Origin of the sequence: Oceanobacillus damuensis (assembly GCF_001618145.1) — a bacterium.
In the GTDB taxonomy this organism is placed as follows: Bacteria; Bacillota; Bacilli; order Bacillales; family Amphibacillaceae; genus Oceanobacillus; species Oceanobacillus damuensis.
Map to the genome: position 1 here is coordinate 30403 of NZ_LQNF01000015.1, position 21954 is coordinate 52356.

The 21954-nt window shown below is 40.2% G+C and carries 17 protein-coding genes; 15 read left to right on the top strand and 2 right to left on the bottom strand.

Features of this window, described 5'->3' with window-relative positions; all coding sequences use genetic code 11:
• Positions 1 to 32: 32 nt before the first annotated feature.
• The 7 genes from A4245_RS10980 to A4245_RS11010 all read left to right on the top strand — a co-directional run bounded on the left by A4245_RS10980 (position 33) and on the right by A4245_RS11010 (position 9108).
• Positions 33 to 2009: a DHH family phosphoesterase gene (locus A4245_RS10980; RefSeq protein WP_067727786.1), complete on the top strand. Its 1977-nt coding sequence runs from the start codon at positions 33 to 35 to the stop codon at positions 2007 to 2009.
• Positions 2006 to 2452 (top strand): 50S ribosomal protein L9, encoded by a 447-nt coding sequence (rplI, locus tag A4245_RS10985; RefSeq protein WP_067727787.1) that lies wholly within the window; start codon positions 2006 to 2008, stop codon positions 2450 to 2452. The genes A4245_RS10980 and rplI overlap by 4 nt, the downstream gene beginning before the upstream one ends.
• A 151-nt stretch (positions 2453 to 2603) precedes the next feature.
• Positions 2604 to 3980, top strand: a complete 1377-nt coding sequence (gene dnaB, locus A4245_RS10990; RefSeq protein WP_067727788.1) for a replicative DNA helicase — start codon at positions 2604 to 2606, stop codon at positions 3978 to 3980.
• Positions 3981 to 4488: 508 nt separating this feature from the next.
• A complete protein-coding gene (locus A4245_RS10995) occupies positions 4489 to 5679 on the top strand; it encodes a quaternary amine ABC transporter ATP-binding protein (RefSeq protein WP_067727789.1) in 1191 nt (396 codons plus the stop codon).
• Between the two features lies 1 nt (position 5680).
• A complete protein-coding gene (locus tag A4245_RS11000) occupies positions 5681 to 6538 on the top strand; it encodes an ABC transporter permease (protein ID WP_067727790.1) in 858 nt (285 codons plus the stop codon).
• 69 nt (positions 6539 to 6607) lie between these two features.
• Positions 6608 to 7528, top strand: a complete 921-nt coding sequence (locus tag A4245_RS11005; protein ID WP_067727791.1) for a glycine betaine ABC transporter substrate-binding protein — start codon at positions 6608 to 6610, stop codon at positions 7526 to 7528.
• 290 nt (positions 7529 to 7818) lie between these two features.
• A complete protein-coding gene (locus tag A4245_RS11010; protein ID WP_067727793.1) occupies positions 7819 to 9108 on the top strand; it encodes an adenylosuccinate synthase in 1290 nt (429 codons plus the stop codon).
• A gap of 184 nt (positions 9109 to 9292) precedes the next feature.
• Here the strand turns inward: A4245_RS11010 and A4245_RS11015 are convergent, their stop codons facing one another.
• Entirely contained in the window at positions 9293 to 10123 is an 831-nt protein-coding gene (locus A4245_RS11015; protein WP_067727794.1) for a dihydrodipicolinate synthase family protein, read from the bottom strand.
• Between the two features lie 519 nt (positions 10124 to 10642).
• On the opposite strand from A4245_RS11015, the gene A4245_RS11020 reads away from it, so the two are divergent.
• From A4245_RS11020 to A4245_RS11050, 7 genes are all read left to right on the top strand, one after another.
• On the top strand, positions 10643 to 12124 hold the full coding sequence (locus A4245_RS11020; protein ID WP_067727795.1) for a M23 family metallopeptidase: 1482 nt from the start codon (positions 10643 to 10645) through the stop codon (positions 12122 to 12124).
• Positions 12125 to 12300: 176 nt separating this feature from the next.
• Positions 12301 to 13002 (top strand): response regulator YycF, encoded by a 702-nt coding sequence (yycF, locus tag A4245_RS11025; RefSeq protein WP_067727796.1) that lies wholly within the window; start codon positions 12301 to 12303, stop codon positions 13000 to 13002.
• A gap of 5 nt (positions 13003 to 13007) precedes the next feature.
• Entirely contained in the window at positions 13008 to 14843 is a 1836-nt protein-coding gene (walK, locus tag A4245_RS11030; protein ID WP_067727798.1) for a cell wall metabolism sensor histidine kinase WalK, read from the top strand.
• Positions 14840 to 16159, top strand: coding sequence for a YycH family regulatory protein (locus A4245_RS11035; RefSeq protein WP_067727802.1), 1320 nt, complete (start codon positions 14840 to 14842; stop codon positions 16157 to 16159). Before walK ends, A4245_RS11035 begins: the two co-directional genes overlap by 4 nt.
• 2 nt (positions 16160 to 16161) lie before the next feature.
• A complete protein-coding gene (locus A4245_RS11040; RefSeq protein WP_067727803.1) occupies positions 16162 to 17079 on the top strand; it encodes a two-component system regulatory protein YycI in 918 nt (305 codons plus the stop codon).
• Complete coding sequence (locus A4245_RS11045) at positions 17076 to 17861, top strand: MBL fold metallo-hydrolase (RefSeq protein WP_067727805.1); 786 nt, start codon at positions 17076 to 17078, stop codon at positions 17859 to 17861. Before A4245_RS11040 ends, A4245_RS11045 begins: the two co-directional genes overlap by 4 nt.
• Before the next feature lie 94 nt (positions 17862 to 17955).
• Positions 17956 to 19152 (top strand): S1C family serine protease, encoded by a 1197-nt coding sequence (locus tag A4245_RS11050; RefSeq protein ID WP_067727806.1) that lies wholly within the window; start codon positions 17956 to 17958, stop codon positions 19150 to 19152.
• 274 nt (positions 19153 to 19426) lie between these two features.
• Here the strand turns inward: A4245_RS11050 and A4245_RS11060 are convergent, their stop codons facing one another.
• On the bottom strand, positions 19427 to 19795 hold the full coding sequence (locus A4245_RS11060) for a DoxX family protein (protein WP_067727915.1): 369 nt from the start codon (positions 19793 to 19795) through the stop codon (positions 19427 to 19429).
• A gap of 344 nt (positions 19796 to 20139) precedes the next feature.
• Between A4245_RS11060 and A4245_RS11065 the strand changes: the two genes are divergently transcribed.
• Complete coding sequence (locus A4245_RS11065; protein WP_067727810.1) at positions 20140 to 21855, top strand: ABC transporter ATP-binding protein; 1716 nt, start codon at positions 20140 to 20142, stop codon at positions 21853 to 21855.
• Positions 21856 to 21954 lie beyond the last annotated feature (99 nt).

Sequence of the window (21954 nt, forward strand, 5' to 3'; positions counted from 1 at the left end):
TCACAGGTGATATGAAATAGGAGCTGAATGCGATGCCGGACTTACAAAAAAAACCAACATTAAGCAGCCATTTATGGGTAATTTATTTATTATCCGTAATTTTGCTTGGTGTCATTTGGTATTTCCAATGGATGTTAGGTCTCATTATGACTGTCGTTTTGGCTGCTTCCTTTTACTACAGTATCAGGACAGAAAGGGCACTTCTTCAAGAAGCAGAACAATATATTTCCACGATCTCCCATCGAATAAAGAAAGTTGGGGAAGAAGCATTACTGGAAATGCCATTTGGAATTATCCTATATAATGAAGATTACAACATAGAATGGGCTAATCCCTATATGAATCAATTCAGTGAGGAAAGTGATTCACTTGTTGGTGATTCGCTGAATAAACTGTCCGAAAATCTTATTCCAATGATTAAAGAGAATAAAGATAGTGTCTGGATTGAGATAGATGAATATAAGTTTATGACAATCATCAGAAAAGAAGAACGGCTGCTTTATTTGCTTGATCGGACAGATCAGGAAGAATTGGAGCAAATGTATCATAACGAACAAACAATACTTGCCATTATCTTTCTTGATAATTATGAAGAAATTACCCAGAACATGGATGATACAGCCAAAAGCCAGTTGAACTCTCAAGTGACCACAGTTTTGAATAATTGGTCAAGTCATTATGGGCTGTATTTAAAACGTACTTCACAGGAAAGGTTTTTGGCAGTTGGAACGAAAGAAATTCTCCAGCAGCTCGAGAAAGTTAAATTTGATATACTGGATGACGTTCGTGAAATGAATGGTGCCGAGAGTAACCCAGTAACATTGAGCATTGGCGTCGGAGTGGGAAATATAAGTCTTCCTGAACTGGGAGAACTGGCACAGTCCAGTCTTGACCTTGCCCTCGGTCGCGGCGGTGACCAGGTTGCGATTAAAGAGGATCAAGGGAAGGTACGTTTCTATGGAGGGAAAACAAACCCGATGGAAAAACGTACCCGTGTAAGAGCCCGAGTAATATCACATGCCCTGAAAGAATTGGTCAAGGCAAGTGATAATGTCATCATCATGGGCCACAAGTCACCGGACATGGATTCACTTGGTGCCGCAATAGGTGTGTTAAACATCGCCAAAACAAATAATATTGATGGACATATTGTTTTCGATCCAAATGATCTGGATACAGGTGTATACCGTTTCGTCGATGCAATAAAATCCGACGAAGAATTATGGAACTATTTCATTGATCCTGAGGAAGCAGAAGAAATTGCAACAAACCGAAGTCTATTGGTTATTGTGGATACACATAAACCATCCATGGTAGCTGTTGAAAGTCTGCTTCATAAATCGGAGTACAAGGTAGTTATTGACCATCACCGCAGAGGGGAAGAATTTATTGATAATCCAACCCTGGTATATATGGAACCATATGCATCATCGACTGCAGAGCTCGTAACAGAGTTGCTGGAATACCAGCCAAAAGGAACGAAACTCAAAATGCTTGAGGCTACAGCACTGCTGGCAGGTATTATTGTAGATACAAAAAGCTTTACATTACGGACTGGTTCCAGAACGTTCGACGCTGCATCCTATTTGCGTTCAAAGGGTGCAGATACGGTATTGGTACAGCAGTTTATGAAGGAAGATTTAGATCTTTATATAAAACGAAGTAAAATTATCGAACGCGCTAAAATCTATCGGGAGCATATTGCGATTGCCAAGGCGGAAACAGGAACAGCCTACAGCCCTGTTCTGATTGCCCAGACTGCCGATACACTTCTGACAATGACTGGCATTACAGCTTCATTTGTCATCTCGGAAAGGGAAGACGGCAGAATAGGTATCAGCGCCCGATCACTCGGTGAGGTCAATGTACAGGTAATTATGGAAAAAATGAATGGTGGCGGTCATTTGACAAATGCTGCTACTCAAATAGAGGATACAACGATAGAGGATACGGAAGCATTCCTCATCGATATTTTGAATGAGTATTACGAAGGGAGAGAATCGGAATGAAGGTAATTTTTCTAAAAGATGTAAAAGGGAAAGCTAAAAAAGGTGAGGTAAAAAACGTACCTGATGGATATGCCCGTAACTACCTATTGAAAAATAAATTGGCAGAGGAAGCAACAGCAGGCAGTCTGAAGGCTTTGGAAGCACAAAAAAGAAAAAGCAGCCAGCTTGAACAACAGGAAAAGGAAGAAGCTATGAATCTTAAAGATACATTGGCAGAATTGACAATTGAACTGAAAGCAAAATCCGGTGAAGGTGGTCGCCTGTTCGGTTCCATTACAAGCAAGCAGATTGCAGACGCTTTGCAGAAACAGCATGGCCATAAAGTCGACAAACGGAAAATCGAGCTTGATCAGCCTATCCGTGCATTGGGATATACAACCGTTCCAGTTAAGCTCCATCCCGAGGTTTCCGGATCCGTTAAAGTCCATGTAAGTGAACAATAAGCATCATAAACTGTGAAAATACTGAAATAATATCAGGGAAATCGGCTTAATTGCCGATTTCTTCTGTATTTGGCAGTATACTTGTATATATTGGTAATCAGAAATATAAAGAGGGATCAAATTCGCCTCTTTAACAAAGGGGGAAAGAACGATGAGTCAATCGTGGAATGACAGAACACCACCACATAATATAGAAGCGGAACAATCTGTAATTGGAGCTATATTTCTGGAGCCCCAGGCATTTTCGACAGCATCTGAATTACTCGTTCCGGAAGACTTTTATCGTGCAAGTCATCAGCGTATTTTCGCTGCAATGATGAGTCTTTCCGATAAGGGAGAGCCAATTGATGTAGTCACAATCACGACCTATTTGAATAATAAAAAGCAGCTGGAAGAAGCGGGAGGCGTAACCTATCTTTCACAAGTGGCGGAAAGTGTCCCGACAGCTGCCAATATTGAATATTACAGCAAAATTGTTGAAGAGAAAGCAATTTTGAGGCGACTGATCCGTACAGCAACAGATATTGTTACCTCTACATTTGAAAAGGAAGACGAAGTTGAAGATGTACTCAATGATGCGGAGAAAAATATCCTTGAAGTGTCTGGACGGAAAAACACCGGAGCATTTAAAAACATTAAAGACGTATTGATTGATGTCTATGATAATATTGAACAGCTTCATCAGCAACAAGGTGATGTTACGGGAGTTCCGACAGGCTTCCATGATTTAGATCGGATTACTTCCGGTTTTCAGCCAAATGATCTGATTATCATTGCAGCCCGGCCATCCGTTGGTAAAACAGCTTTTGCCCTTAACGTGGCACAAAACGTAGCAGTAAAAACAGATCAGAATGTCGCCATTTTCAGTCTGGAAATGGGTGCTGATCAGCTTGTACAGCGTATGCTTTGTGCAGAAGGAAATATTGATGCACAGCGTTTGCGTAATGGTCAATTGCAGGCAGATGACTGGGGTAAATTAACGATGGCTATGGGCTCCTTGTCCAATGCAGGAATTTATATTGATGATTCCCCAGGAGTGCGTGTCAGTGAAATCCGCTCGAAATGCAGGCGTTTAAAGCAAGAGCATGGCCTTGGCATGATATTAATAGATTACTTGCAGCTTATACAAGGAAGCGGAAGTTCCCGTGAAAACCGTCAGCAGGAAGTATCGGAAATATCCCGTGCGTTAAAAGCACTTGCACGTGAACTAAAAGTTCCATTAATTGCCCTGTCACAGCTTTCCCGTGGAGTGGAGTCCCGCCAGGATAAGCGGCCAATGATGTCCGATATCCGTGAATCAGGAAGTATTGAGCAGGATGCTGATATCGTAGGGTTTCTATATCGCGATGATTATTATGATAAAGAAACAGAGAAACAGAATATTATCGAAATCATAATTGCAAAGCAACGTAACGGCCCGACTGGCACGGTTGAGCTTGCTTTTGTAAAAGAATACAATAAATTCGTCGATCTCGACCATCGTTATCAACAGGGTGATGTCCCGCCAGCAATGATGCAGCAAGCATAGTTATAAAACAAAGAAACAGTCTTTTAACAGGCTGTTTTTTTGTGTGACTTTTGAACATCTGCTGATGCTTTCGTCTGTCCGGGATTGCTCGGAACAGATAAACGTACACAGCTATCCAGGCATAGCAAAAAAAACGATACACAGTTCAATCTTCGGGAAGAAAACCTTATAAAAAAGGACTTCATATTGAACTATGCGAAAGTAGAGTTGCTGGAAGTATGTTGGAGGATAAAAGAGAAATTGTATGGAATTGCGGCTTCAAACTCCCTCATTCTAATATGCAAGCAAAATATTTAACGAAACAATCAAATTTGAGGTTTGAATCTGACAATTATAAGGTTTACAGTTGAGTAATGGGTAAAATGCCGATCGGATATAAGTGGGTTTTGGAAATGAATCCTTTATAGGCTTCATTATATTCCTGTGTATTCATGCTGATAGAATAGTAGCATGTCTTTTTACGTGTTTATAACAAAATATGTCAACAACGAATCAAGAGGTGAAAGATATGGCAGTAATTGAAGCTAAAAATTTATCAAAAGTTTTTGGTAAAAATACTAAACAAACGTTAAAGCTTATGGATAAAGGTTTAACCAAAGATGAAATTTTAAAGCAAACCGGTAATACAGTTGGGGTAAATCGTGCCAATTTCTCCGTGGAAGAAGGAGAAATCTTTGTCATCATGGGCCTCTCCGGCAGTGGGAAGTCGACTTTGGTCAGATTGTTGAACCGGCTGATCGAACCGACAGAGGGAAGCATCTTGATAGAGGGCCAGGACTTGGCGCAAATGGATAAAAAAGCATTGCGCAAAGTACGTAGAGAAAAATTAAGTATGGTATTCCAGCAATTTGCTTTATTTCCACACCGAACTATATTGGAAAATGCCGAGTTTGGTCTGGAGGTTCAAAATGTACCGAAAGAAGAACGTGAGAAAAAGGCAAAAGAAGCTTTACAAATGGTCGGTTTAGGTGAGTATATCCATCAGAAGCCTGGACAATTATCGGGCGGTATGCAGCAGCGGGTTGGTTTAGCCCGAGCTTTGGCCAACGACCCAAAAGTACTATTGATGGATGAAGCTTTCTCTGCATTGGATCCTCTTATCCGCAAAGAAATGCAGGATGAGCTGATTGATCTACAGTCCTCAATGAAGAAGACAATTATTTTTATTACACATGATCTGGATGAAGCATTACGATTAGGAGATCATATTGCGCTTATGAAAGATGGTGTTGTCGTACAAATCGGAACACCTGAGGAGATTTTAGTAAACCCTGCAAATGACTATGTTGAAAAATTTGTGGAGGATGTAGACAGATCCAAAATATTAACTGCTGAGCATATTATGAAACGTCCTGAAACAGTTAATATTGAAAAACATGGCCCGAGGGTCGCTCTTGAACGAATGCGTGAAGAAGGGATATCCAGTATTTTGGTTATCGACGGAAAGCGTAATTTAAAAGGGTACATTACTGCAGAAGATGCTTCACATGCCCGGAAAAATGAGAGCACTAACTTAATAGATATTTTACAAACCGATATACCTAAAGTGAAAAAAGAAACAACCATGCATGATATTTTCACAATTATCCACGATTCACCAACCCCGGTCGCTGTTGTTGAGGACGATAAGTTAGTTGGAATTGTCGTACGTGGGGCAGTAATCGCCGCATTGGCTGGAGATGGAGAGGTGAATTTATAAAATGCTTAACAATACGTTGGATTTCATACCGGAAATACCGATAGCAGAAGCAACCGAGGCTGCATCAGATTGGCTGAAAAGTACATTCTCGTTTGTGTTCAATCCGATTAAAGAACATTTTGGTAACTTAATGGAGTTTGTAGCGGAAGATATATTGATGAATATTCCACCTGTTATTTTTATTATCCTTGTTGCCTTACTGGCATTTTTCGTAACTGGTAAGAAACTGGGATTGGCTGCCTTTTCCATCGTTGGGCTCGTACTGATTTATAATCAGGGACATTGGGATGACTTGATGAATACAGTCACCTTAGTCTTGCTGGCAAGTTTATTGTCTGTAATTATAGGTGTTCCAGTTGGGATATTGATGTCGAAGAGCAAAATCGCCAACATGATATTTACTCCCGTCCTGGACTTTATGCAAACAATGCCGGCATTTGTCTACTTGATTCCTGCCGTGGCATTTTTCGGGATTGGTATGGTTCCTGGTGTATTCGCATCATTGATTTTCGCAACGCCACCTACTGTTCGGTTTACTAATTTAGGCATTCGACAAGTTTCCAAAGATTTAGTGGAAGCATCTGATGCATTTGGAAGTACTGGTGCACAGAAACTTTTCAAAGTAGAACTTCCAATGGCAAAAGCGACGATCATGGCTGGTATCAACCAAACGGTCATGCTTGCATTATCCATGGTCGTTATCGCATCCATGATTGGTGCACCTGGTCTCGGCAGCCAAGTTCTATCATCCTTGCAGCGTGCCCAAGTAGGAACAGGATTCGTTGCCGGATTAGGAATCGTTATCTTGGCTATCATTATTGATCGGATTACACAGAATATGAATAGGAAGAAAGACTAAAATTGCTGGTTACCTTTTCCTTTGGGAAAAGTTCCATATATTAAAATACGAAAGAAAGAGGAGATAATTATGGGTATATTTAATTGGAAGCGTCTTGGAATCGTATCTGGACTTTCATTGGCATTATTCGCTGCCGGTTGTGGAGCAGACGAGGAAGAAGCAGATAACGGATCCACGACAACAGATGAAGGTACAGAAGAAGCAGCAACAATCGAAGGTCAGGAAATTGAATTGGCTTATGTCGAATGGGATACAGAGATTGCTTCTACCCATGTGGTAGGTAAAGTGCTGGAGGATCTTGGATATGACGTGAAGCTGACTCCGCTTGATAATGCAATTATGTGGGAAGCTGTGGCAAATGGCGAGGCTGATGGTATGGTAGCGGCTTGGTTGCCAGGAACACATGCAGCTCAGTATGATGCATATGGTGATCAAGTAGTGGATTTAGGGGAAAACCTTGAAGGTGCTACAATCGGTTTAGTTGTACCAGAGTATATGGATGTTGATTCCATTGCTGACTTGGATGAGCAAGCAGATCAAACCATTACAGGTATTGAGCCTGGAGCAGGTGTTGTAGCTGCTGCAGAACAAACGCTTGAAGATTACGAAAATCTTGAGGATTGGACCGTACAGACTTCTTCAAGTGGAGCAATGGCAACAGCATTAGGAGAAGCATTTGAGAATGAAGAAGAAATTATTGTCACTGGCTGGTCACCACACTGGAAGTTCCAGGCTTATGATTTAAAATATCTGGAAGACCCAGAAGGAACGTTTGGCGAAGCTGAAATTATCGCAACAATGGTCCGTGAAGGTCTGGAAGAAGACATGCCTCAAGCATATCAGGTTTTGGATAACTTCCATTGGACTTCTGAAGACCTTGAAGCTGTAATGCTCGATATTTATGAAGGTACAGACGCGGAAGATGCTGCAGCTGCATGGGTAGAAGAAAATGCAGATTTAGTAGCTGAATGGACAGAAGGAATTGAATAAGTAATTATCCACTTAGAACAGGCTGTTAAAAACTAGCAGCCTGTTTTTTTTCTTTGCTTTATTTTGCAATTTAAAGAATGTATATAGAAGAGCAATTTAACCATATTATAACTAATATGCCAGCCACCGTTTAAAATAATCTATAGATACATATTATTTTACCGTACAATATCAAAATTACATCTTGTTAACGTTCGTATTTTGATTTGACTTCATTCTTTATTATTGATAAAATTACATTTAGTAATATTAAAAACATATAATCTACATAAAATTAGTGGAGGTGCAAGATGTCCTCAGTAGTAGTTGTGGGAACACAGTGGGGCGATGAAGGGAAAGGGAAGATCACTGACTTTCTATCGCAAAACGCAGAAGTAGTTGCAAGGTATCAAGGAGGAAACAATGCCGGTCATACAATCAAATTCGATGATGTGACCTATAAATTGCATTTGATTCCATCAGGTATTTTCTTTAATGATAAAATATGTGTGTTAGGGAATGGGATGGTAATTGATCCAAAGGCATTTGTCGAGGAGATTGCTTATCTGCATGAGCGTAATGTGTCGACAGACAATCTGCGCATCAGCAACCGTGCACATGTGATTTTGCCATATCATTTAAACCTGGATATTCTTCAGGAAGAAGAAAAAGGCGAAAACAAAATAGGCACGACAAAAAAAGGTATCGGTCCTGCTTATATGGATAAAGCAGCACGCATGGGTATCCGTATTGCTGATCTCATGGATAAAGATGCTTTTCGTGAGAAACTGGAACAGAACTTGAAAGAAAAAAACCGTTTGTTTGAAAAGGTTTATGAAGTAGAACCAATTAAAGTAGAAGATATCCTGGAAGAGTATTATGAATATGGTCAGCAAATGGCCCAATATGTAACAGACACTTCTGTTGTCCTGAATGATGCACTTGATCAGGGTCGCCGTGTTCTTTTTGAAGGGGCACAAGGAGTTATGCTCGATATTGACCAGGGTACATATCCATTTGTTACGTCGTCCAACCCAATTGCCGGTGGTGTTACAATCGGTTCGGGAGTAGGTCCGACAAAGATCAATCATGTTGTCGGTGTTTCAAAGGCTTATACGACACGTGTTGGTGATGGTCCTTTCCCAACGGAACTGCACGACGAAACTGGTGATCAGATTCGGGAAGTAGGCCGTGAATATGGAACGACAACAGGAAGAGCGCGCCGTGTAGGCTGGTTTGACAGTGTCGTTGTACGTCATGCCCGCCGTGTGAGTGGGATTACTGATTTATCATTGAACTCGATTGATGTCCTGACAGGCATTGAGAATTTAAAAATCTGTACGGCATATCGTTATAAAGGGGAAATTATGAAAGAATTTCCTGCAAGCTTAAAGGTTCTTGCAGAATGTGAGCCTATCTATGAAGAAATGCCAGGGTGGAAAGAGGATATTACTGGTGTTAAAAGCCTGCACGAACTGCCAGTGAATGCTCGTCATTATCTGGAGCGCATTTCACAATTAACAGAGATTCCGTTATCAATATTCTCTGTTGGACCTGACCGTTCACAAACGAATGTAGTACGCAGTGTCTATAGTCAATAATGCAACTAAAACATAAAAAGCTTGAGGGGATGTTTCCAACCTCAAGCTTTTTGGCTTTCATATAGTGTGTTGCTTCTTGTAATTAAATGTCCTTTAGCTGAAAAGCATTGGGTAAGGGAAATGAAAAATATTACTTGATGAAATGAACATTTTTATAATTAGTTTAGAAAATAATTCCCTATCTTTAAGTATTTCCTATTGGACTCCTGCAAATCTCCATCGGAATACTCTTTTCACTAATGACCTTTTTCACATTCACAATAGCATTTCCTTGATAGACTTGTTCCATAATATATCTTATTTTTTCGCTTTCTTGCATACTTACTTTTTGTTTCATAAGCATTTTTTGAAACCATTGACTAATTTCCATCGGGGAAACATTCCCAGCTATGGAGGAGAGACGATCGTATCCATAGGAGACCTTTTCTTCTAATCCTACTTCTCCGCCAGCATAAAAATATAAAAAATCGTTTTTATGGATACCGTTTTTTATTCTTTCAACTTTTTCTTTATTGCCAGCATCTTTTATTCCAACCACTAAGTCTATCTCACTTAACTGAATAATACTTTCTACTGATAAATCAAATCCGGTTCTTTTTGGGTTGTTATATAGGATAGTTGGCTTGTTACTAAGATGTATTATTCTTTTCGAGTAAACGATCGCTTCTTCTTGTGTCGGTATAACATAAGGTGGATACCCAAGCATAATACCAGATAATCTTGTATTGCGAATCTTTTTAGCCAGTTCCTCCGCTTCTTTCTGTCTAATGGAAGACAGACCAAAGATTATTTCCATGTTACGAATGAGTTCTTCTTCCAGTTCTAAACCGTTTATTATTTCAATTTTCTCCTGAAGATTTAGACTGTGCTGTTCTCCAGTAGTTCCAGAGACAAGAACAGATTTTACACCTTGCCTATACAGGTTTCTTATATGGCTTATCGTCCCTTGAATATTAAGAGATTCATCCTCAAAAAAAGCTGTTGGTACGGCAATATGGACTTTTTCTGCCAGCATTATATTATCCCCTTTTCCTGTTTATGTACTGAGACCAAACTGTCCGATAGTCAAATAACTTCATCATAATAATACCAAAATACTCAAAAAGGTGCTTTGATGACCGCCTTGTTGAACTATCTTCAATAAACGTTTTTTCACTATCGTCTAACACCTAAAATACGGCTCACTTTGCTCATTTGTATGTACTCGCATTGCTTCTATTAAAACCCATTTTTCCGGGACCGCCTCACACCCATCTTTTCCACTCCATTTGAGTCACCTCCAGAATATAAGATTATACTATCATGTATAGTAGAGATGTAGTTCACACTGATTTTAACAAAGGGAAAGCACAATTTTTCCATCGAATTTTTATAGCAATTGTAAAATACTGGGTCTTATTATACAGTTTCTTTACATTGTTCGACAATCTCTGTTTAATCCTTTTGGCCTATGGTAAATTTATAAGTGACGAAAAGTCTTACACTAGTTAATAAAGAGATACATGAATCAAAGGATGCCGGAGGAAATACGAGAATGTCTAATAGAATAACAGAGATAAAAACGAGAAATAATAAAGGTTTTTTAAAAAAACTCGCCACAGCTGTATGCTTTGGTCTGATCTTTACATCTACAACTGCTTTTGCAGATGACACGCTAGGGACAGTTTACCATGTATACGTGGATAGTGAGCATGTCGGAAAGATAGATAACAAAGAAGTGGTTGAAAATTTGATAGATAGCAAGGTTCAAGAAGAGAAAAAGGAGTTTGAAAATCTTTCTTTAACCGTGGGAGAAGAGATTTCGTATATTTCGGAAAAGGTATTTAACCCATCCTACAACAACGAAAAAGTAGCAGATCGGTTAAATGAAGAGCTTTCTATCAAAGCAAACGCAATAGAACTTAAAATTGCAGATGAGACAGTAGGATATTTTAATGACGAGAAAACGGCGAATGACGTATTGGAGCAATATATAAGCGAATATGTAGATGAGAAAAATCTCTTAAATCTTACGTTTGCAAAACTGCATGAGGATAGCAGCGATGAAGTAGTAGTAGCGGAAATATCACCGGAAGAGAAAAAAGAGCTTTCGGAAGAGGAAAGCATTGTAACAGTTATCATGTTATCGGACGATGTAACAATGGTGAATGAAAAAGTATCGCCGACAGATATATTGACCGTCGAGCAGGGTATTACAATGCTGCAAAAAGGCACCCTTGAAGAGAAAGTTCATACCGTTAAAGAAGGAGAAGTATTAGGTAAGATAGCGGGGGAATATGACTTAACCATAAACAAATTGCTCGAATTAAATGGATCATTAAAGGAAGATTCCATCCTTAAACCCGACCAGGAAATCAACGTAATGGAATATGAACCGTTTGTGGACGTTATTATAAAGGAAGAAAAAATGGTTGAAGAAACGGTCGAATACGAAACAGAAGTAATTGAATCCGAAGATATGTATAAAGGTGAAGAGGAAGTTAAGCAGGAAGGCAGTGACGGTACAAAGGAAGTTCTTTACAGCATTGAAAAAACGAATGGAAAACAGACTGGAAAAGAAGTTCTTGACGAAAAGGTAACGAAAGAACCAATTAAACAAATTGTCAAGAAGGGGACAAAAGTAATATCTTCTAAGGGTACCGGCGACATGGTTTGGCCGGCGGTTGGCGGATATATTTCAAGTCATGTCGGCGAACGATGGGGAAAAGCACATAATGGAATCGATATTGCCCGTCCATCCAATAAAAATATACTTGCTGCAGATAACGGAGTGATCGAATCTGCAGGCTATGACAGCGGCGGCTACGGCAATAAAATCGTTATCAATCATAATAACGGGATGAAGACAATTTACGCACATCTTGCCTCCATTGATGTAAAATCCGGACAGGTTGTCGAAAAGGGAAGCAAAATAGGGATAATGGGATCAACGGGAAATTCAACGGGAATTCACCTCCACTTTGAAGTTTACAAAAATGGATCTCTTCAAAATCCAACAGAATATGTAAGTAAATAACCAAAAGGCTGACTCCTTAAAAGTCAGCCTTTTAGCATTTGAATAAAATTTTCGGATTTCTTAAGATAGATAGTGACAGGCACTCTAATCCGGATGGAAATTTTTCAGGGAAAGACATATTTGTGAAATTGAGTTAGAATAGAGAATAGTAATGGATGAAAAGGATGTGGCTAAAAATGAATCACAAAATATTAGTAGTAGATGATGAGCAGCCAATTGCAGATATATTAAAATTCAATTTAGAGAAAGATGGATATGAGGTAGTCGTAGCCAATGATGGCGATACAGCTGTCGAACTGGCAGAAAGTGAAAAGCCTGATCTGATCCTCTTGGATATTATGTTGCCTGGCAAGGATGGGAATGAAGTTTTGCGTGAAGTAAGAAAAACGCAAACCATACCTGTAATCATGCTTACAGCGAAGGATTCAGAGATTGATAAAGTACTTGGTCTTGAGCTTGGAGCGGATGACTATGTAACAAAGCCTTTCAGTAATCGTGAGCTGATCGCGCGCGTAAAAGCTAATCTTCGCAGACAGCAGGTTCCTGAGGATACGGTGAAAACGACAAAAGATATCGTCATTGGAGACTTAACGGTGCACCCTGATGCATATGTTGTATCAAGAAAAGGGGAACAAATCGAATTGACACATCGTGAATTTGAATTATTGCATTACCTTGCCCGTCACATTGGACAGGTTATGACAAGAGAACATTTACTTGAGACCGTATGGGGCTATGATTACTTTGGGGATGTCCGTACTGTCGATGTTACCGTTCGAAGACTTCGTGAAAAAATTGAGGAGAGTCCAAGCAATCCGATGTGGATCGTGACAAGACGGGGTGTTGGATATTATTTACGTAATCCTGAGCAGGAGTAGTTGTTATGAATAAAGTTGGTTTTTTTCGTTCGATTCAATTAAAGTTTATTATCATTTATATCCTTTTACTGCTTCTTGCTGTTCAGGTTATTGGGTCTTTCTTTACACAAAGGTTGGAGGAGGATCTGCTCGACAGCTTCAAATCTTCCATCAGTGAACGTGTGGAACTGCTAAGCTATAACCTGGAGCAGGCCTTTGATAGAGAGCGCAGCGAAGAGGATGAAGGACCAACTTTACAGGATGAAATTCAGCAAATCGTACAGGATATCAATACGGATAATATCGCTACGACCGTAAATGTTATTGATAATCAGCGCAGAATTATCGGGACGAATAAACTCAATCAAGAGGAAGAACTCGGTAAAAGAACTTCAATGCCTATAGTCCAGCAGGCATTGTTTTTTGAAACATCACAAAAAGAGGACTTTTGGGAAGCAGAATCCGAAAGCCGTGTATATGTCCATGTAGAACCCTTAATAGATTCGGATGGCATTACGGTCGGTGTCATTTATTTCCAATCCTCCCTGGATGAGGTATATGGGCAAGTGGAAGACATCAACAGCATCTTCCTGCAGGGTTCGCTATTGGCAATCAGCATTTCGGCAATTGTCGGTATATTGGTCGCACGTACGATTACGAAGCCAATCATGGAGATGAGAGAACAAGCCCTGATTATGGCAAATGGAGATTTTACGCAGAAAGTAAATGTTTATGGAAAAGATGAAATCGGCCAATTGGCGGAAACCTTTAATGATCTGAACAGTCGTCTAAAGCACTCCTATGCTACCATCGAGGAGGAGCGGAGGAAGCTTAGCTCCGTTCTGTCCAATATGTCGGATGGGGTTATCGCCACCGATAATAATGGTTCTATAACGTTAATGAATGAAGCGGCAGGGAGATTAATCGGGGAGAATCCGGAAGAAGTTATAGGAGACTACTTGCTTGATATATTGCAGCTGGAAGGAAAAGTAATAGATTTGACTGAATTGCAGGATAGTGGTTCCATGATTATTGATTTCAGTGATGATGATACGCCATTTCTTATAAGGTCCAATTTTTCCACGGTATCCGATGATGAAGATGAAATAACCGGATTTATCACCGTTATCAGTGATGTAACAGAGCAGGAAAAAGTGGAACAGGAGCGTCGTGATTTCGTGTCCAATGTTTCACATGAATTGCGTACGCCATTAACGACAATGAAAAGCTATATTGAAGCATTGACGGACGGGGCGTGGGAAGATAAGGAAATCGCGCCAAAATTCCTTCATGTTGCCCAGAATGAAACGGACAGAATGATTCGCATGGTCAACGATTTGCTGCAGCTCTCCAAAATGGATTCCGATGAATTGCCATTGCACAAGGAACGTACGGATTTTGTAGAATACTTCCATCAGGTGATTGACCGATTTGAAATGAATACACCGGAAGAGATAACCTTAATCAGAGAAATTCCAAAAGGGCAATCCCTTGTCTGGATGGATAAGGATAAGATGACCCAAGTACTGGATAATATTATTTCCAATGCAATAAAGTATTCTCCAGAAGGCGGAGAAATCCGCATGAAGCTTGATATTAAAAGGCATTATTTACTCGTAAGCATCGAGGATCAGGGAATGGGAATTCCATATGATAAACTGGAAAAGGTCTTTGAACGTTTTTACAGAGCAGATAAAGCGAGAACAAGGAAGCTTGGAGGAACGGGTCTGGGACTTGCGATTACGAAAGAATTAGTGGAAGCCCATCATGGTAAAATATGGGCCAAAAGTAAAGAAGGTAAAGGGACAACGATTCTCTTTACACTACCGCTGATGAGTAAGAAGCGGAGGGATATGAGATGAAACTGGAAACGGCCAAAACACTTATATTGATTATCCTTATAGGTACGAGCTTAATTCTTACTTTCGGAGTTTGGAATTACAGAGCAGAGGTAGGAACGCTAAGTGAAGATTCATATGAAGAAGTCAGTTTAGGCGGAACAGATGATGAGACAAAAAGAAGTCTTATCCAGCCTAGCGAAATTATATTTAAAGACCAAGGGGAATTCTATGGTTTTTCCGAGCATGAAAGCCGGGAGCAGCTGTATCTGCAAATGCAAAACTGGACATTGACGGATTTCAGGACCCAGGTTGCAAGTGAAAGGACTGCCAATGAACATGAAGTGGAAGTTATATTCCCAGACCCTCTTCCAATGGAGTTAATCAGCAGGATCCTTTCCTTTAGCCAAGACGATATAATAATGCCTGGCTGGACGTTTGATCGGATGTATATCACTTTTCAATCTGACAATAATTCATTGGAAGTGGAATTTTTATCGAATGACAGTGATAGAATTGCGCTGGCCACTGTAACTGATTCGACTGTCCATGAACAGCTATGGTCCTATATAACAAATATAGAATCGGATATGTTCCGTAAATATACTGTATTTAATAATGGGGAAAAGGATATTTACATTCCTGAAGGTGAAGTAGTATTGCATGAAGAGTCACTACGATACACAACGATTTCACCATCTTCCATGAGAGACATCTTATTCCCTAATCCAGGTGTGGTGATGGAGTCAACCACACCGCAAATGGGGCTGACTTATTTTACGGACAGCCGGCAGATGCGGGTTGGAACCGATCGTTATGCGATGGAGTATGTCAATCCATTTACGGAGAATACGAATCCATTACTTTCCCCTGTCGAAATTTTGGACAAAAGCATCGATCATATTAATAATCATTCGGGCTGGACCGGTGATTACACATTAGCTGAGCTGGATGTTTATCAAAGCCGTGTGAAGTACCGCATGAATTATGAGGGCTATCCGGTATTCAGCAGATCAGATCCTTCCAACCCGGAATTATCAACCATTGAACAGAAGTGGAACAGTCAGCAACTGGAAGAATATCAACGTCCACTTGTCAATTTAGATGATTCTCTTAACCAGAGTGAAGTGGAATTGTCCTCCGGTGAGAGTTTTATAGCTAATTTATTGACGCTTGCTGATTATAACAGAGATAGTATAGAAGACATAAAAATCGGCTATCGATTAAGGGTTCTCGAAAATAACCTTATTGAACTGGAACCTAATTGGTATGTAAAATACAATGGAACATGGAGATTGCCTGTATTTAATGAAATGACAAGTCAAAAAGGAGGGGATTGAGGATGCAATGGGGTCATATAAAAACACTATTTATTCTCAGTTTCCTCATTTTGAATATTTACCTGCTTATTCAATTTGTGGACAGGCAAAAGGATTCCGATCTGGGAGTGCTGGATAGTGAGGAACAAAGCTATGAAGAGCTTTTGGCCTCAGAGAATATTTCAATTCCTGATTTGAATCAGGATGTGACGGAAGCAAGTTATATAAATGTATCCGATAAAAAATTCACCAGTGAGGAAATGGATCAGCTGAACAGCATGGAAGATCTTGACGCAGCTTTAGTTGAAGATAATTTTATACTTGCTCAATTTGAAGATCCCTTACTTGTACCGGCAAATGCAAACGCCGCTCGCATAACGGACATTGTAGAGCCATATTTGCTCTATCCTTCAGAATACCAGTATTGGGCTTGGAATGAAGAGGCAAATATTCTCCTTTTTTTCCAGGTGAAGGATGGCAGCAGGCCAATATATTCCAACCAAAATGCATTACTGCTTTTTTATCTGAATGATAAAGATGAAATTACCCACTATACCCAGACAATGCTAGGAGAAGCTGAGCAACAGGGAAATGCAGAAACACTTCTTCCCCCGCTGAATGCAATTGGATCGCTTTATGATCGTGGTACCCTTACACAGGACGAAAAAGTGACCGAGTTGGAGCTTGGCTATCTTTCCCGTATTGAATCACAGGTGTTTGCACCAACATGGAGGATTACAATCAATCACGAAGAGAATTACTTTATCAATGCAATCGAAAACCTCACCTATCCGGGTGATGATATGGAATTTTTGGAATCTACCATAACAAATTATATGGAAAAGATTGAGGCTTTACCAGAGGAAGAGGAGCTTAAAGAGCCTTTTGAAGCAGTTATAGATCAAAAGTTTGAAGAAGAAAATCGGAGTGAAACAGAATGACATTGCGTTTTAGTGTATTGGCATCAGGAAGCACTGGAAATGCCTTTTATATCGAATCAAATGAACAGAAGTTTCTTGTGGATGCAGGACTGAGCGGAAAGCAGATGGATCACCTGTTCAGTAAAGTAAATGTCGACCCAGCCCAATTAACCGGCATTTTGGTCACACATGAGCATAGTGACCATATTAAAGGTTTGGGGATCATTGCCAGAAAATATAATCTCCCTATCTATGCAAATGAAAAGACTTGGAATGCCATGGAGAAATCCCTGGGAAAACTCTCCCTGGACCAAAAATTTATTTTTGGGATGGAAGAGGTAAAAACATTTGGCGACATGGATATTGAATCATTTGGTGTATCCCATGACGCCGCAGAGCCGATGTTTTATACATTCCGCCATGATGGAAAGAAAGTGGCTCTTGTAACAGATCTTGGCTATGTATCCGAGCGCATCAAGAAGACCGTGGAAGATGCGGATGCATATATCTTCGAGGCGAACCATGATGTGGGAATGCTGCGAATGGGGAGATATCCTTGGAGTGTCAAGCGCAGAATACTAGGCGATTCCGGACATGTATCCAATGAAGACGCAGGCCTTGCCCTGACAGATATTATAAGTAACCGTACGAAGCGAATTTATCTTGCACATTTGAGCCTGGATAACAATATGAAGGACCTTGCACGCATGTCTGTACAAAATGTCCTTCATGAGAGAGGTATTGAGATAGATTTACAGGATACGGATCCAAAAAACCCTACCGCATTATATGAAGTGGGTTAATTCAACCAGATTTTTCTTCCTTGCTTCCGGTGTTTAATATTTTTCGGTTTAAGGTAATACTAATATATATCATATAGCAAGGAGACCTTTAACTATGGGATATTATAGTGATGATTACAGGAAGACGCGTAAACAGAGAAGACCTTGGTTAATTCCTCTTATTACGGGCGTCGTGCTTGGAGCATTATTAGTACTTATCGTTTTACCGGAATTATTTAATATGGGTGGGGATACAGCGACACAGGAAGAAAATACGGAAGTGCAAAGCAATACAGATGACCGGTCCATCAATCAAACAATGCAGGTCGATGTGTCAACCCAGATCACTGAAGTTGTCGAAGAGGTCACCCCTAGCGTTGTTGGTATAACAAATATCCAGCGGCGTAGTGACTTTTGGCAGCAGCAGGAAGGGATTGAGGCTGGAACGGGTTCAGGTGTCATTTATAAGGTTGAGGAAGGAACAGCTTTTGTTGTCACGAACCATCACGTAATCGAGGGTGCCGATGTATTGGAGGTAGTTTTATCTGATGATACACATTTGGAAGCAGAAATCATTGGAAGTGATTTATTCTCGGACCTTGCAGTATTGAAAATGGACGGATCAAACATACCAAAGGTCATTGAAGTAGGTTCGTCAGCGGATATAAAAGTAGGCGAACCTGCCATTGCCATCGGAAACCCCCTCGGACTTTACCTTTCAAGTACTGTTACCCAGGGAGTAATCAGTGGAACAGAGCGTACGATTCCACAGGATTTTAACCAGGATGGCCGTGCGGACTGGCAGGCGGAAGTCATACAGACAGATGCAGCCATTAATCCCGGTAATAGTGGCGGTGCGCTGATTAATCTTTATGGACAGTTAATTGGTATTAATTCGATGAAAATCAACCAGGAAGCGGTAGAAGGCATCGGTTTTGCAATTCCGATAGACTCCGCCATACCGATTATTGAAGAACTGGAGAAAACTGGGGAGGTTGTACGTCCATACTTAGGTGTTGAAATTTATTCCCTTGATGAAATTCCCCATACGGAGTGGAGCAATACATTAAATCTCCCTGCAGAAGTCGAAGGTGGCGTGTATGTTTGGAATGTCGATCCATTATCACCTGCAGACAGGGCTGATTTAAAGCGATTGGATGTTATTACCGAATTGGATGGAAATCAGGTTAAGAACATGATTGACCTGCGTAAAATTCTCTATCAGGAAAAGGAAATCGGTGATGAGGTGGAAATAACGTTTTATAGAGACGGAGAACGAAATGTTACGACGATAACACTCGGAACACAATAAGAAGTAAACTCCCTTACAATATGGGAGTTTACTTCTTTTGTGTGTACAACGAGAAATTTATCCACAGTTTTTAAAAGTTATGCACAAACCGTGGATAAATATTAAAGGCAAATCCATATATGGTATAGAAAATATGTTCTGCAACCAAATAACTGCGAACACTTGTGCATATGTGTACAACTTTGTGGATAAACAAGAGTTATTCAATGAAAAATGCCCCTTATACACCCTTTATCCACAGAAAATATATAAAGCATGTTGATTCTTGTCTATTTTAGGCGAGATGATAGCTTCTGACATGCTGCCAAAGGAGAATCAGTAAAATGATCATTACAATATCCAAACGAGCATTAAAAGCAAAGGAGAGAAAGCCTTCCGTCCACAGCACCGGAATTTTGGTAAAATAAAGTGCTCCCAGCATAATCAGAATGAGCGGAGGTACAGCAAGCCTCATATACATCCTCCCTGCAATCAGCATTCCACAGGCAAGCTCAACAATTGCGACTAAAAACAAGGTAAGCTCTGGAAAAGGCAATCCGATGCTTGCGAAAGTCCCCTTAAAATCACCGTCAACCAACTTCAATATACCGGAAATAATAAATACATAGCCTACCGCATAGCAAACCCATTTTGTAACATGCATTCCCTTCAATCGATTACCTCCCTAATTTTGCTATTGTTATAACCTATGCGAAAAGAGGGACAATCTTTCTAGAGATAAAATAAAATATAAAATCCGACAGCTTCAGAGGAAAAGTGTCTCATCAAAACAAATAAATCGGTCATCCCCATATAGCGAACGCTACAACATCAAAATGTACTTCTCATACCCCGGCCACCCGAGCAGCTTATTTACCTCACAATTTATATCTTCCCAAACTTCACAAGGCAATAAAAAAATGCCCCTTCTAATAAAAGCTTCTCTCATTGCCAACTTAACTAATTAACACTATAATTTCCTTAGACTACAAAAGGGAGTGCAATAAGTTGATTCGACGATTTTTTTCCTATTATAAGCCGCATAAGCGGTTATTTATTATTGACTTTACTGCTGCTGTAATCGTTGCAATCCTTGAGCTTGCATTTCCGTTAGCGGTACAATGGTTTATTGATGACCTCTTGCCGGGGAATGACTGGAATATTATTATGACGGTAGCTGTATTGCTTCTATTCGTTTATATTCTCAGTACCTATCTGCAATATGTCGTGACCTATATCGGGCACAAGCTTGGGGTGAATATTGAAACCGATATGCGTAAAGACTTGTTCAATCATGTCCAAAAGCAATCATTCCGATTTTTTGATAATACAAAAACAGGACATGTTATGAGTCGTATAACAAATGATTTGTTTGATCTGGGAGAGCTTGCACATCATGGACCTGAAGACTTTTTCATTTCCATTATGACGTTTACCGGGGCATTTTTCATTATGTTCACCATCAATCCGACATTGGCATCAGTCATTTTAGTTGCGGTTCCTATCCTCATTTTCCTCATAACATTCGGGAATATAAGGATGAACAAATCATGGAAGAAAATGTACGAGAACATCGCCGGGGTAAATGCCAGAATTGAGGACGCCGTCTCTGGAGTACGAGTTGTCCAATCATTTACGAATGAGAAATTTGAAATGGAACGCTTTTCAACCGATAATAAGCGCTTTCGAAAAGCAAAAATAGGTGCTTATAAAGTAATGGCGATTGTCCATTCCAATATCTATTTGCTGATGCGTCTCATTACACTGATTGTACTGGTTGCAGGGGCATGGTTAACCTTTAATGAAAGAATGTCATATGGGGAGCTTGTCAGCTTTATCCTGTTTGTAAATGTCCTTACCAATCCAATAAACAAAATTACCGCTTTGCTGGAAATGTATCCAAAAGGTATGGCAGGATTTAAGCGGTTTACGGAACTGATGGATGTAGAGCCGGATGTCCAGGATCGCAAGGACGCCATCGATATGCAACACGTTGTCGGTGATATATCCTTCAAGGATGTTACTTTCAGCTATGAATCGTCCCATGCTCCTGTTCTGAAATCGATCAGTTTCGATATCTATAAAGGTGAAACCGTGGCTTTCGTCGGCCCATCTGGAGCAGGAAAGACAACCATCTCTTCACTTATACCACGTTTTTATGATGTAGATGACGGCAGTATTGCAATTGATGGAATAGATATCCGCGATATGAAAAAAGAATCGCTGCGCAGCCAGATCGGTGTTGTTCAGCAGGACGTATTTCTGTTTACAGGGACATTGCGGGAAAATATAGCGTATGGCAAATTAGACGCGACCAATGAAGAAATTGAATTGGCTGCACGTCGCGCACATATGGAAGAATTTATTAGAGAGTTACCGGATGGTTATGAAACGCAGGTTGGTGAGCGGGGCCTGAAACTGTCAGGTGGTCAAAAGCAACGGATTGCAATTGCCCGTATGTTCTTGAAAAATCCTCCAATTCTAATTTTGGACGAAGCAACTTCAGCACTTGATACAGAAACAGAAATGATTATCCAGCAGGCACTGAATGAGCTGGCAAAAAACCGGACTACACTCGTCATTGCCCACCGTCTTGCAACAATTAAAAATGCGGATCGGATCATGGTCGTTACCAAAAATGGTATTGAAGAAGAAGGCAGCCATGAGGAACTGCTTCAACGTGACGGTATATTTGCCCAATTGCATAACATACAGATGAGTTAGCTGGCGTGAGGAGGAATATTTGTTTATCCCTTCTTTGCAGGCAGAGCAGCTTGGCAACCGCCTTAAGGGTGAGGCAAATGAAGCACAGACAAATATCAT